At 46.1% G+C, this 14190-nt stretch carries 11 protein-coding genes; 4 read left to right on the forward strand and 7 right to left on the reverse strand.

Annotated features, from left to right (window positions below; genetic code table 11):
* Positions 1-28: 28 nt before the first annotated feature.
* Entirely contained in the window at positions 29-205 is a 177-nt protein-coding gene (locus tag QUB16_RS33530; protein ID WP_445251103.1) for a tyrosine-type recombinase/integrase, read from the reverse strand.
* A 176-nt stretch (positions 206-381) separates the two neighbouring features.
* On the opposite strand from QUB16_RS33530, the gene QUB16_RS07415 reads away from it, so the two are divergent.
* The 3 genes from QUB16_RS07415 to QUB16_RS07425 all read left to right on the forward strand — a co-directional run bounded on the left by QUB16_RS07415 (position 382) and on the right by QUB16_RS07425 (position 3826).
* Positions 382-879, forward strand: coding sequence for an FxLYD domain-containing protein (locus tag QUB16_RS07415; RefSeq protein WP_333315205.1), 498 nt, complete (start codon positions 382-384; stop codon positions 877-879).
* A 307-nt stretch (positions 880-1186) separates the two neighbouring features.
* On the forward strand, positions 1187-2944 hold the full coding sequence (locus QUB16_RS07420; protein ID WP_333315207.1) for an ABC transporter ATP-binding protein: 1758 nt from the start codon (positions 1187-1189) through the stop codon (positions 2942-2944).
* Between the two features lie 255 nt (positions 2945-3199).
* A complete protein-coding gene (locus QUB16_RS07425) occupies positions 3200-3826 on the forward strand; it encodes a Uma2 family endonuclease (RefSeq protein ID WP_333315209.1) in 627 nt (208 codons plus the stop codon).
* A gap of 11 nt (positions 3827-3837) precedes the next feature.
* Here the strand turns inward: QUB16_RS07425 and vapC are convergent, their stop codons facing one another.
* The 3 genes from vapC to QUB16_RS07440 form a co-directional block, all read right to left on the reverse strand.
* Entirely contained in the window at positions 3838-4239 is a 402-nt protein-coding gene (gene vapC, locus QUB16_RS07430; RefSeq protein WP_333315210.1) for a type II toxin-antitoxin system tRNA(fMet)-specific endonuclease VapC, read from the reverse strand.
* Positions 4236-4466: a type II toxin-antitoxin system VapB family antitoxin gene (locus QUB16_RS07435; protein ID WP_333315212.1), complete on the reverse strand. Its 231-nt coding sequence runs from the start codon at positions 4464-4466 to the stop codon at positions 4236-4238. Before QUB16_RS07435 ends, vapC begins: the two co-directional genes overlap by 4 nt.
* Positions 4467-4778: 312 nt before the next feature.
* A complete protein-coding gene (locus QUB16_RS07440) occupies positions 4779-9278 on the reverse strand; it encodes a WD40 domain-containing protein (RefSeq protein ID WP_333315213.1) in 4500 nt (1499 codons plus the stop codon).
* A gap of 377 nt (positions 9279-9655) precedes the next feature.
* Here QUB16_RS07440 and QUB16_RS07445 point away from each other — a divergent pair, with 377 nt between their 5' ends.
* The gene (locus tag QUB16_RS07445; RefSeq protein WP_006631047.1) at positions 9656-10012 is read left to right on the forward strand and encodes a hypothetical protein; all 357 of its coding nucleotides are present in this window, start codon (positions 9656-9658) and stop codon (positions 10010-10012) included.
* A gap of 144 nt (positions 10013-10156) precedes the next feature.
* Here the strand turns inward: QUB16_RS07445 and QUB16_RS07450 are convergent, their stop codons facing one another.
* The 3 genes from QUB16_RS07450 to QUB16_RS07460 all read right to left on the reverse strand — a co-directional run bounded on the left by QUB16_RS07450 (position 10157) and on the right by QUB16_RS07460 (position 13875).
* Positions 10157-11116, reverse strand: a complete 960-nt coding sequence (locus QUB16_RS07450; RefSeq protein WP_333315214.1) for a YegS/Rv2252/BmrU family lipid kinase — start codon at positions 11114-11116, stop codon at positions 10157-10159.
* Between the two features lie 255 nt (positions 11117-11371).
* Complete coding sequence (locus QUB16_RS07455) at positions 11372-12100, reverse strand: DUF3891 family protein (RefSeq protein WP_333315215.1); 729 nt, start codon at positions 12098-12100, stop codon at positions 11372-11374.
* A gap of 173 nt (positions 12101-12273) precedes the next feature.
* Positions 12274-13875, reverse strand: coding sequence for a metallophosphoesterase (locus QUB16_RS07460; RefSeq protein ID WP_333315216.1), 1602 nt, complete (start codon positions 13873-13875; stop codon positions 12274-12276).
* Positions 13876-14190 lie beyond the last annotated feature (315 nt).

Here is a 14190-nt window from a genome sequence, read left to right on the forward strand (position 1 = left end):
GAGTAATTCTTGTTCAGAGCCAATTGATTCAGTTTATGCAGCCTTTACACAAAGAGAATTTGGTCAATGCTTGACTGGCGGGAGAATGCCTTAGCCAGTGCGGCGAAACTTTCCCCTCAACCTCGGCCCGCTTGCCGGCAGTCGCTACAATTTTGAGAACGTGGGATGGGGTGCAGTGCCCTCCTTTCCTGCTCAAGAACAACACGATCAGTTCTAACGTTTTTTGTCCTGGGTTATCTTAAGTAACGACCATGACTTTAGTTTACTTTCTAAAGTTTGATGTCTGATCGTAGCACAATGCAGCGTGAGCGCGACGCGCCATACATATAGATATGCTAGCCTAAATTTTAGCTGCATTATATTGTAGAATTTATTTCATAAATGGTAGAAACAAGCATGATTTATTTACATTTAACAGTAGCTTTATCGATTTTGCTAATGGTCCCGATTTCAGCTAGCCCTTTGCTGGCAAATGCTACAAATACACTTGCTCAAAATTTACCCGTTGACGAGCCGTTTTGCTACATGAAAACCCCCGACGGCAAAACAGTAGACTTGGGCAAATTGTGCGAGAAACAGCCAGCTTTAGGAACTGCCAAAACTTGCATTCCCAGTTCCAACATTGCTGCGAAGGTGTCAATTGCGGCGACTAATTATGACGGCAACTTTTTTAGCGGTCAAGTGCTTAATCGAGGCTGCAAAACAATCAAAAATGTCAAAGTCAATTATGAAGTTTTGGACGAGTCAGGCAATTTAATTGACAACGGATTTATCTTCGCTCAACCAGTTACTCTTGCACCCGGACAGTCAGCCGCCTTTCGGGGCGCAGTTGTCGCGGGGGCTAAGGTAGTAGCTACTCATGCCGACGGTCAGGAATAATTTTAGATTTTAGATTTTAGATTAAAGAATTGAAGAATTGGACAATTAACCCACGGATTAATCCGGGGGCTTTGTATCCCGGATGTTTTTGGTGAAGAATGGTGGTTGAGATTTGTCCGATCGCTGTTATCATATTCTGGCTCAGATATCTCTATGACTTACGCAGAGATCCCCCTAAATCCCCCTAAAAAAGGGAAACTTGGAATAATAATCTTGTCCCCCCCTTATTAAGGGGGGTTAGGGGGGATCGAAGTTTGAATATTCTTGCAGAGATCCCCAAAAACAGAATTTGCGAGGGCAAAATATCTTGAAAACTCGATCGACATACTGGCAAATCTTACCCTACCTCCGTCCCCAAAAACAAACCATCGGTAAAGCATTAGCTTGTACCGTAGTATTTACCATATTTTGGCCGATTATAGCGTGGCTAGTGGGCGAAACAGCCAAATTTATAGGCAAAGGAGATTTACAAGGGTTCGCTCAAATTGCGGCACTCAGCGCCATTATATTTCTAATTCGCGGTACAGCCCAGTACGGTCAAGATACGCTGATGGCAAAAGCTGCTTTGACTATTGCTTTAGAAATTCGCAAAAAAGTCTACTCCCATCTTCAAACTCTCAATCTCGGCTACTTTGAAACTGCCAAAACCGGAGACTTATCCTACCGCCTCACTGAAGATATTGACCGCATTGGCGAAGTAGTAAATAAATTTTTTCATCAGTTTATCCCTTGTGTTTTGCAGCTAATTGCGGTTCTGGGATATATGATTTATCTCAACTGGCAATTAACCTTGGGTGCATTAATTATTGCACCGCTGATGGCTATTTTAATTGGCTGGTTTGGCGAGAGACTGCTGAGTTATTCGCGCCAAAGTCAAAATCGCATCTCTGATTTATCCGCTTTGCTGACAGAAGTATTCAGCGGCATTCGTTTAATCAAAGCATTTGTGGCTGAAGACTACGAAATTGCCCGCTTTGCAGAAGAAGCAGAACAAAACCGCCGCGCTAAGTATCTTTCAGAACGAGTAAAAGCACTTCAGTTCGTTGTAGTTGGGTTTCTGGAAGCGATGAGCGTAATTTTGCTCTTTTTCCTGGGAGGTTGGCAAATTTCTCAAGGAAATCTGACAGGTATTCAATTTATGAGTTATATCGCAGGGGTGGCACTTTTAATTGACCCCATCGCTATTACAACTGCTAATTACGGGGATTTTAAGCAGGGAGAAGCTTCTAGCGATCGCATTTTTGAATTATTAGCAATTCAACCAACAGTAGTCGAAAAGCCTGGGGCAACTGAACTTCCCCATGTTACAGGCAAAGTCGAATACCGCAACATTAATTTTGCCTACCCCCCTCAACCCCCCCTTGATAAGGGGGGGCAAGGGGGGGTTCCCATTCTGCAAAACATGAGTTTGTTGGTGCTTCCGGGAGAAATGATTGCTCTCGTGGGCGCATCGGGTGCGGGTAAAACTACTTTAGTAAATTTGCTACCGAGATTTTACGATCCGCAAGCAGGACAGATTTTAATTGACGGTATTGATATTCAAGATGTCACCTTAAATACTCTGCGCCGGCAAATTGGAATTGTACCGCAAGAAACGATTTTATTTTCGGGTACGATCGCTCAAAACATCGCTTTCGGTCAATCTTATTATGAACTGAAAGATGTTCAAAAAGCTGCGGAGATTGCTAACGCTCATCAATTTATTAGTCAGTTTCCTGACGGCTATCAAACTTGGGTAGGAGAAAGGGGTGTAAATTTGTCTGGGGGACAGAAACAAAGAATTGCGATCGCCCGTGCAGTTTTGCTTAATCCGAGAATATTGATTTTGGATGAAGCGACATCGGCGCTGGATTCGGAATCCGAAGGTTTAGTGCAGGAAGCGCTGGAAAGATTGATGCGCGATCGCACGGTGTTTATTATCGCGCACCGCTTGGCGACTGTGCGGAGAGCCGATCGCATTTTAGTTTTGGAAAAAGGCAGAATTGTCGAATCTGGGACGCACGAGGAGTTGCTGGAAAAGGGCGATCGCTATGCTGGCTACTACGCTCAACAGTTTAGTCAGTAGGCTACGTTAGAAACCGGGTTTTTAGCCGTTTCTGCTGGCCTCCACGAAGTATTTTGGAAAAAACCCGGTTTCTGACTACCCGCGCGCACTTCGACAAGAAACCGGGTTTTTTGCCGAATCTGCTGGCTTCAACGAAGTATTGTCGAAAAAACCCGGTTTCTGACTACCCGTGCGTAAGTCCTATGAAGAATGATACAATAAATTATCCAACTGGATATTTACTGATTCCAGTTAAAAAGAAGAGGCCGTGCCAACATGATTCAAACCACAGCCAAACTACTAACATTTGAAGAATTCCTAGAGTGGTATCCCGATGGCAAAGGACGTTTCGAGCTACGCAATGGAGTGATAGTTGAGATGAATCCAAACGGAGACCATGAGGAAGTTACAAGTTTTCTCATCCGCAAAATTAACGTAGAAATCGATCGCCTAAATCTTCCTTATATAACACCATCAACCTATTTCGTCAGACCTCCAGCAGCGACTACAGGGTTTCAGCCAGACATCATAATATTAGACAAGCCAGCCTTGATTTCGGAGCCACTTTGGAAAAAATCATCGATTATTACGCAAGGTGATTCTGTTAAACTTGCTGTGGAGGTAGTTAGCACCAACTGGCAAGATGATTACCTGGTAAAAGTAGCTGATTATGAAAGATTGGGTATCCCAGAATATTGGGTTGTGGATTATGCTGCTTTGGGTGGGCGACGCTTCATTGGCAATCCGAAACAATCTACTATCTCAGTTTATCAGTTAGTTGAGGGCGAGTATCAGGTTAGCCAGTTTCGAGAGGGCGATCGAATTTTGTCGTCTGCTTTCCCCGAACTAAATCTGACTGTTGAACAGGTTTTCGGATCTATCCAAAGGGAAGAAGGGATATAACTATACGATCGCTAATCAACCCAATTTTCTAAGGTTAATCCTGGGATACGCGACAATTCTCTCACATTATTCGTCACGAGTGTCAGCCCCAAACTGATTGCTTGGGAAGCTATTAGCAAATCCATTGGGCCTACGACAATACCTTGACGTTCTAATCCTGCTCTAATTTGTCCATAAGTTTGGGTGCTTCTTTCATCAAAAGGAACTACTGGTAAAGTTATTAAAAACTGAATGAGTGCAGCCCGATTTTGCTCTTGACGCTGACTTTTGTAAACTCCATACTCAAGTTCGGCAATAGTAACAGATGAAATGCCAATATCAAAAATTTCAAGTGTTTGGAATTTCTCGAATACTTTTTGTGGTTTGCGCTTGATGATGTATATGCAGATATTAGTATCTAGTAAAAATCTCATTCAAAAGCCTCTCTCGTCTCCAGAGGAAGCTGATCTCTGACTAGCATAAAGTCGTCAGAAAACATATTTAAACTATCAAAAAAAGTTTTCCAAGGATTTTCTTTGGAGATTAGGACAAGAACATCTCCTATTTTTTTAACATACACTTCATTTCCTGCAAAATGAAATTCTTTAGGTAATATGACTGTCTGGTAGTCATCCGCGATCGATAATCTCGCAGTATTCATGGTTTTTCCTCCAGAATGATTTAAATTATACTTTAAATTGACTCTCCTCTTGTTCCAACTATATTCTAGCAGAGAAGAGTAGATATAGATTCGGTTCAGGTTTTTTCTATTTGACTGTCGCATGAATGCGATGATGTAGATGCAGATCAAGGGTAAACCCGCAGTCCGGCAAGGGTTGAAACCCCTGCCTCAAAGCGAAAGTCCTCGCTTCAGAGGACTGAAAAACTCATTAGTCCTCTTCAGAGGACTTTCGCTATTAGACAGGGAATTCATTCCCTGTCGGACTTGGTGAAGTGACAGCCTTTGCGAGGATTAATTTTCCACAGCCCCTAAAGCTTTGAGCGTCGCTTTCTCACATTCCGTTAAACCTCTAACTCCTGTGATATTCATCTCCTCATAAAGTCCATCTGTGAGAGTCTTGATGCACTCTCCTGTATTGACATCCCAGAGTTTAATCGTGTTGTCACTACTACCACTGGCAAGCCATTCACCGCTGGGACTGAATGCGACTGAAAGAACGGCGTTTTCATGTCCGCTTAAAGTCCGCAAACACTCTCCAGTATTGCTATCCCAAAGCTTGATAATGTTGTCCTCACTGCCACTCGCAAACTGTTGATTGTCGGGACTGAATGCGATTGAATAAACCGAATTATCATGTCCGGTGAAAGTCCGCCAACACTCTCCGGTATCGCTATCCCAAAGTTTGATAGTATAGTCATCACTGCCACTTGCAATCAATTCACCATCAAAACTAAAAGTGACTGAATTTACCCAATTATTGTGTCCGGTAAAAGTCCGCAAACACTCTCCAGTATGACTGTTCCAAAGCTTGATAGTATTGTCACTACTGCCACTGACTAGCCATTCACCACCGGGACTGAAAGCAACTGAACGCACTCTAGATTCACGATCGGTGAGAGTCAGAAAACACTCTCCGGTATGGTTATCCCAGAGTTTGATCGTGTTGTCACCGCTGCCACTAACTAGCCCTGTACCGTCAGGACTAAAGGCAACTGAATAAATCCAACTTTTATGTCCTGTGAAAGTCTTAATACACTCTCCAGTATGGATATTCCAAAGTTTAACTGTGTTATCCCAACCGCCACTGACAAGCCATTGACCATCGGGACTGAATGCGACTGAACTCACTCTATTTTTATGTCCTTTGAAAGTCTTTATACACTTTCCGCTATGGGTATCCCAAAGCTTGATAGTATTGTCACTACTACCACTGGCAAACCAGTCACCGTCGGGACTGAATGCGACTGAAAAAACCGCATTTTCATATCCGGTCAAAGTCCGCAAACACTCTCCGGTATGTCTATCCCAAAGCTTGATAGTATTGTCAAAACTGCCACTGGAAAGCCATTCACCGTCGGGGCTAAAGGTAACTGAACTTACCCCATTTTCATGTCCGGTGAAAGTCTGCAAACACTCTCCCGTATGCCTATCCCAAAGCTTGATAGTATTGTCAAAACTGCCACTGGAAAGCCATTCACCGTCGGGACTAAAGGTAACTGAACTTACCCCATTTTCATGTCCGGCGAAAGTCCGCAAACACTCTCCGGTATGGCTGCCCCACAGCTTGATAGTTTTGTCATAACCGCCACTGGTAAGCCATTGACCGTCGGGGCTAAAAGCCACTGAAAGAAGCGAATTTTCATGTCCGGTGAAAGTCCGCAAACATTCTCCTGTATGCTTATCCCAAAGCTTGATAGTATTATCAAAACTGCCACTGGCAAGCCATTCACCGTCGGGACTAAAGGTAACTGAGCTTATAGAATTTTTATGTGCTTTTAAAGTCCGCAAACACTCTCCTGTATGGCTATTCCAAAGCTTGATAGTCTTGTCATAACTGCCACTAGCAAGCCATTCACCATCGGGACTAAAAGCAACTGAACGCACTGAATTTTCATGTCCGGTGAAAGTCCGCAAACATTCTCCTGTATGACTATCCCAAAGCTTGATACTATTGTCAACACTGTCACTGGCAAGCCTTTCACCATCTGAACTGAAAGCAACTGAATGCACTGAATTTTTCCGTGCCCGACAAGTTAAAAGTTCTTTGGCACTGACTGCATCCCACAAACGAACAACACCATCACTACCACCTGTAGCAAATTGTTTGCCATCTGGACTAAAGGAGACCGAATTAACTGTACGAAAGGCTTTAGCAAAAACAGACTCTGCTAAATTCGCATCAGCAAAATTGACACGTCGCAGGCTAGCCTTTGTAAAATCAGCACCTTTAATGATGGTATGAGAAAGGTCTTTTCCTTCTACAGCAGCATTGTCCTTTTTCACCAACAGCGTCGCCGCATTCCCTCCCACATAACCTACCTCACTTTCAGTTTTGCCTCGCGTTGCTTCTATAATTTCGAGTAGGGGCAATCCCCCCGTGGTTGCCCCTAAACCTTGGTCGGGCGGGCACGGGGGCACCGCCCCTACTAGCATCGGCAACAACAAATCCATGACTGCTTTTGTTAGCGGCGCGTGTCCGAAACTCTGAAGAAGTTGACCTAAATCTTCAGCAACAAATCCCTTCAAAGGCGCGATAAGTTCGTTGTTATTTCTCTTCTGCGCCTGAAGCCGACAATAATTTGACCAAGTGTATTCTTGAGGCGCTGCATTAGCATCTAAACAAGACTGTTCCGGCGCAACTAATTCGGTAAAATCTGCCGCCAAAACTCCCAATTCTGCTGCAAATTTATAAGCGACAAAAAACTCTAACAACGAACGGTGCGCCGGAGTATAATCCCCATCTGCATTGCGGATCAGCATCGTTTGACCCATCATGTCATAGTGCCAGTGGTCTAAGTCTTTTTCCTCTTGCACGACGGAACCAAACAGGCTGCGAATGCGATCGGGAAAACCGCGATAATTGAGACTCATTTGGTCGGTAGACAGCATTTCCCAAGACAGTTCGCACAAAAAGTAAAGCTTATCTGCTAACGAAGTAAAAGTCCGTTCTGCTTTGATATCTCTCTCTATCTTCCGCCGCACCGCATACAGATAAATCCGCGACATATCGACGGGTTTTCCAGCTTCAATATCGGGCAATGCTTCCAAAATTAACTCGGTCATCACCGGGCGACGCGCTAAATCCAATAGTTGCGGGTTTCCCATCACTTTTTCGACAGTCGTCGCTTCTGTTTGAAATGACAGCGCTTGCCCAATTTGCTCGTCGTTAAATTTCTCTAATTCTAAGACTTCAAATTGGGGAGTTTCGCCTGTTAAAATGGTTGTTGATGCTTGCAGTTCTGCATTGAACAATGCCCGTCCTTCCTTGCCTTCAGGAAAGTGTTCGGTACGGCAAGTGAGGATGACTTTTGCGCCGGGAACGACGGCTTTTGCTAGTTCCCAGAAGTTGTTGATGGTTTCTTGCCGATCGCACTTAGCGGCCATTTCATCAAAACCATCGAAAATCAACAGAAATTTGCCCATGCGATTGAGTTGTTCAAAGGCCGAATAACCCGCCAGAGGTATCTCGTGTTTGCGAAAGAAAAACTCGGAAAATAGGGACTCGACACTAACTGCTTTGGCGTAATCTCGCAAAGGAATTACTAACGGCAAACGCGGACGTTCTAAGCCGCGCTTTTGAGCATTTCGGTAGCGTTGCAGCGCTATCCAAGCATAGTGCATCGCAAACCAAGTTTTCCCAGTCCCAAATTCTCCTAAAACTGAAATATGTTCTTTAACTGGGTCATTTAACCACAGGTCAATATAACCTTCAATCCACCCATCTCGTTCTCCATAATGACTCACGCCTATCTTGCGGTGAGTATCGGGGTCAATTTCTTCTTTTGTACAAGCTAGCGGCACATATTTGGTATCAATTCTCCGGCTGGTAATTTCAGTTTCCAGCCAGTTGAGATAAGCGGAAAAATCGGCATCTTGGTCAAGCAATTCATCGAAAGTATAGCAAGCTAAATCGCGGTTTTCGGCTTTTTCTACCTCATCCCGCGCGGCGCGACTGATGCGGCGGGCAGTGACTAACCAGCCTTCATCGGTGCGCTGTTTTTCCACCGACTCGCGCAAAGCTGAGATATCCCTGAGTCCCGCTTCTCCGGCTATTCCGCGCACTAAAATGCGATCGTACCGATTGCGTCTGACGGGAACATTGATAATCCATTCAAAATAGTTATCTTCCAAGATTTGATAGGTTTCAAACTTATAACTTAATGTTTCAAACCAACCGCGAACTTGTTGTGACAAAATAAAAGCTTGAGACTTTTGAATATTACTTGATGCTGCGGCGGGAAGTGCGGGATAATCTTCGGGTTCCAAGCGCGCAAACTCGGTGCGAATTCCTTCCAGCGTGGGAAGGCGTTCGATGCGATCCATTACCATAGATAGGCGTTTTTGCAAAGAGGCGATCGCATTTCCCACCATCACATCTCCCAGCGTCCGCGTCCGCTTTGCTACTTCCATAAACACGGCGGCAAATGCCATGAATTCCCGTCTGGGGTCAATGCCTAAATCTCGAATTTCTTTGCCTAAAGCACTTTCATTCAGATATTCATCGCCTGCTTTAATTAAAATGGCTGGGCTGTCGGACTCGAAGGCTTTGCGAAATGCTGATTCAATCTCTTTTTGGCGAAACAGTTCTAAAATCTGCTTGGGTTTGCCAGCGCCGTATTCTACTAAAGTGTAAACATAAACTCCGCTAAACTCTGCCGGCGGTGCATCGGGGTCGAGGTTAAATTTTTTTAAGAGTTTGATGACAGTTTCGTTGCGCTGAAACTTGTCTTTGATAGTGCCGAAGGGAATTGCTGTCAGGAGGCTGATAACTAAGTCGAGACTAATTAACATGATTTAGGCTTTCCTGTTTTTCCGTGGAAGTAATGCTCAAATCTCGAATCGGTAGGCTGTGTCCCTGAAATGCGCTGCGGGCGATCGCAAACTGCTCTATTTTTATGGTAACAGGATTTACGCGCTCCGACCAAAGAAACCGGGTTTTTACCGAATCTGCTGGTTCGAGTGCGGCTTTTCGTAAAAAACCCGGTTTCTGACCCACCGTTTGTAAGTTATATCCATTTAATTAACTTAGCACTTTTTAGAAAAATTGACAACTATAAAAGACCCAAAATACCGCCACATATTGTAGTAGAAACAGCTAGCATATTAGTTGTCATATCCGAGTTGGCAAAGTTAAAATATAGATAACTAACAAATAAAACTTGCTATCTATGAAAATACAATCTTCTGTCTTAGTCCACCTGGGATTTGGCAAATATGTACGCTCCGATCGAGTAACAGCAGTAATACCAATTGAAGAAGAACGGGGGCCTGGTCGGCGCACTTTCGTGCACGTAGACGGCGAAGCAGACCCGATCGTTGCTTCCCGCGCTGAAGATACAATTGTTCGCGATTTGGTGCAGGAACCGCGCGAAATAACTCAAGCTCGGCAGCAACAAGAAATCCTGCAAGATTTGCTGGCAGATTTGAGCAATGTTAACGTCACCGTGCGCCGCATCAGCCGCGATGAAGGCGGACTCGATCTCGAACGTTTGGAGCGCCGCATTCGCCAAATTTTAGACGCCTAAAAAAGAAAGACCGCTCCTGCGGTCTCCCTCCCAGTCCCCCTCTGCTGGGACGAGAGTTTGTGTAGATGCGGTTTCTAACCGCCGAAATTGATTGTTGCAGACGCAAATTTTAACTGCCCGCAGAGATTACGGGAGAAGCTAATTCTACTTCAATGTAACTTCGATGTCTGCTAAACCAGTGAGTTTTTCCACCACTGGCTCTTCTTCAATTCGCGGTACAAAAATAGTTAAACCTCCCGGAACGCACTCAATAGAAACCGGAGTCATGCCGATGATTTCCCCGTCTAAAACCACTTTTTGAGGCGGATCGGTAGTAATTTTTATTTTTTTTGCCCGCAAATAACCGATGTCGTCGCGATCGGTAGGATTGCCGCTCAAAGCTGTTTGCAATAAGTGATAAGAAGCTGCGATCGCCCCAGCTTTATTCTCAGGCGCAACCAGCGTCACGTCCAGCAAGCCGTCATCAAAAACAATCCCCGCCGGGCCTTGAGCTAAAATGGAAGTAGGCGGCGCTGCATTCGCCACTGTCACGGCCACAGCAGTAAGGTGGATAATTTTATCTTCGGTTTCGATTTCCGCTTCAAATCTTTCTAAATTGTTTAACTGTTTAATTCCTGACAGAATGTAAGCGAGCATTCCCCAGCGATTCTTCATTTCGCGATCGGCAAGTTCGACAGTTTCCGCCTCAAAACCCACTCCCGCTAACAACACCATCGGCATTTCACCGTTGCAAAGCGCCGCATCCACCACCCGCGTCAACCCTCCCAAAATATTTTCGCAGGCGGCTTCAATTGTATTCGGAATGTCTAAAGCATTAGCAAAAGCATTAGCAGTTCCCCGCGAAATAATTCCTAAAGGAATATTTGTGCTGACAACCGCCCCAGCAACTGCGGATAATGTGCCGTCGCCCCCGCAAGCAATAATTGCCTCAACTCCTCTATCAACTGCTTCGCGGGCGATTTGATCGGCGTCTAATTCTGGGGTTGTCTGCCGAATGTCTAAGTCAATAAAAGGCTCTAAAAGTTCCTGAATTTTAGCTAAGTCTTGGTCGGGGTCGCTGTTGCCGGCGACGGGATTGAAAATTAGGCAAGCTGAACGTTTCATAGTTGGTAATAGGTAATAGGTAATGGCGGAACTCAAACCATCGATTTTTTTTGTTTGTATCCAAGTTTCGATCCCCCTAAATCCCCCTTAATAATACCCACTTTGAGTGTTCTTTTCCCCCCTTATTAAGGGGGGTTAGGGGGGATCGAGACTCAACTATAACCCTGATATAGACATGGTTGTAACCTTAAGTTTACACACATGCAAGGCCCACCAAACTCCGACAACAACCCTCACCTATTTTTCAATGTTTAATTAAGACTTCACAAAAGTCCACTCTAAGACTTCGCGGGGAGCTTTGTGCAGCGCTTCCTTGATTTCCTTGTTGCTGTCGAACTTGACTTTATCCAAAAGGCACGCTTCGACGTTCACAGTAAACTTATCGTCTTCAAAAGGCCAAGGAGTTACAGTCACGAGTTCGTTGCTGTGCTGTACAATATCGTAGCGCTTGCCGTCCGGGCCGACACTAATTTCTAAAGCTCGTTCTCCGGCGGGTAACTCGCGGCTGCAAAGAATTAATGATAGCCGATCGCACCACTGGAAAAAAGCATAAGCTGCCTTAGCATCTTCCTCGGAAACTTGCAACTCTTTGCGCCATTTTTTTTGATTTTCCAGTTGCTCGTCCAAAAACTCATCGAGTTCCTTCGACTCTCCCCGCTTTCCTTCATTGAGAAAGCTCATGTGCATAGAAATCAGCATGGCTACCCACCTACCGCGATATAGGGAATTCTGCGCCATAGCTTTAATTTTCGGCATAGAAGTTTCCGTCTGCAACGTAAAATCAAAGGGCGCGCCCGCTTCTGTCAAAATATTTTCTTCCCACTCTTTCTCCAAATCATCGTGATGCGAAATCGCGGCTATGGTTTCGTACAAGCGAAGCGGAGATTTCGAGCGCTTCCACTGTCCGCCAAGTTGGGCGGCGAGCAAAGCATGGGCGCGGTGGTAAATAATTTCCCAGCCGGTGGCGGTTAAGTTAGCAATCATTGATTTTTTCTCCTGAATTAAGTGAGGTTGGTTTTGTGGAACAGGCCGGAAAGCCTGTTTGGGCGGGCTCGCGTGCCCAACCCACAATCAAATTGAATTTTTGTGGAACAGGCCGGAAAGCCTGTTTGGGCGGGCTAGGAGCAACGGCCCACAATCAAATTGAATGACTGATGCTAAATCACAAAAGGTTCGATCGAGATATCCTGCCATTTCCCCTCAAATCGTTCAACAACCATAGGTCGGATGCGGAACTTGGGGGGACACCCATCGAGAACATCAATCCGCAAACACGAATAAGGACGGCGTTTGTGGGAACCTTGGCCGCTGCGGCCGACAAATAGCAAAGATTCCGCTACCCGCCGGCTGGCTGTTTCGGAACCAGACTGCCGCGCCAACCGATAAGCTTCAGGACTCAATGCTTCCTGCAACATCGGCCCTTCCGGGCGCTGGCGGCGGAGACTGTGGCCGCTTCCCCCGCAGACAATCCAATTAATCCCAGAGTCGCCGTGTCCGGTATTCCCTGTCCGCAGGTATTCCAAACAGTGAGCGTGGCCAGTCAGCACCAAATCTACAAGCGGACGCCCCTGCGCCGCATCCCCAACTGCATCGGCCACCCCATCGAGTACCTCGCGCAATCGCCACCGAACCGCCAAAGTTTGAGCTTGATTCCACTTTGTCGCCTCAGTCACGTAGGGGGGATGGTGCAGGTAAATTACCCGCCCCCGCACTTCGGAATCAGCCCAAGACGCAATCAGCCTTTTTTTCAGCCATTCGAGCTGTTCAACGTCCGTGGCGGCTGTTTTGTCGGGGGACAGTTGTTTGTCAATATCCATCAACATTTCGTCAACTTGCTCTAATTTGGCGGTCAAGTCGTCTAGCTGTTCGTCTTCCTCGGGAATCTCCGGCTTGAGCCGATCGCACATTTCGAGCATTGCCAATTTTTCTTGTTCCAACTTCTGGCGATCGAGTTCCAAATTCTGGCGGCGAATGTCGCCCTGTTTGGTTTTCGGGATCGGTAATGGTTCGTTGAAGGTGTTGGAGTCGAGGGCGAAGAAGTCGATGCCGCCGCTGCAGAAGGTGTAGTAGCGGTTGGGTAAGCGGGTAAAGCGTCCGGGTTGGTAGCGGATGCAGCGGCCTGTGCTGGTGCTGGCGGTGTAGTGGGCGTCTAGGTGGCGATCGAGCTCTCCCGGCATTTTGTGAGATTGCAGGTAGTCGAGAAAGGCTTTGGCGTAGGTGTTTCCGCGATCGGAACCGTGCCAGCCGACATCTAGATCCAACTTGGAACCCAACAGCCGGCGCAGCGGCAAAGCTGTCGCCGACAGAATGCCGTAGACTATCGGCAAGTCGTAATAGTCGTGGTTTCCCGGTACGGGCAAAAACGGAAAGTTAAACACCATGCGATCGTAGGCAATCCGAGAGGGATGCTCGCCGCCGACTATAAATTCTCGGTAGGGGCGAATAAAGTTTTGCAAGTAATATTCGCTGGAACCTACGAGATAAACTACATCGCCCGTGTGGAGGACGAAACGGCAGGTTTCGCGCTCCGAGACCATCTGTTCGGCAATCTGCCGCTGGGGATTGTAGCCGCGGTGATTGCCCGTGCCGCTGTCGCCTACGACTAAAAACGAAAACTCTGGAGAGTCGGTGGTTTGAGATTCTAAAACCATCCGAGTTTGGTCGATTCCCCGATGGACGATCGACTGTTCTTGCCACCGCACCCGCTCGTTCATTTTGCGGATTTTGACTTTTATTTGCGGGTCGGAAACGAATTTCAATTCACCTCTTCTCCAAAATTGCTGAGTTCCTAGTTAATAGTGTAGCGATCGGGCGAGTTTTTACATCTCTCTAAAAGCTGAAAATCGAGGCGCGGGTACTCAGCAACCGGGTTTTGGACGAGAATACAGCGTTACAACTGACATATTGCGCCATTCTCTTTAACCCGCCGGGGGTTGAAACCCCCGTCTGACAGCGAAAGTCGGTTAAAACTGAGATGTTGCACCATTCTCAGTAAGCTTTTTAGGAACAGGCTTTTCGGCCTGTTCCACAAGAAAATTCACTCTTTGTGGAACAGGCCGAAAAGCCTGTTCTTG

The organism is Microcoleus sp. D3_18a_C4 (genome assembly GCF_036702415.1).
Classification (GTDB): domain Bacteria; phylum Cyanobacteriota; class Cyanobacteriia; order Cyanobacteriales; family Microcoleaceae; genus Microcoleus.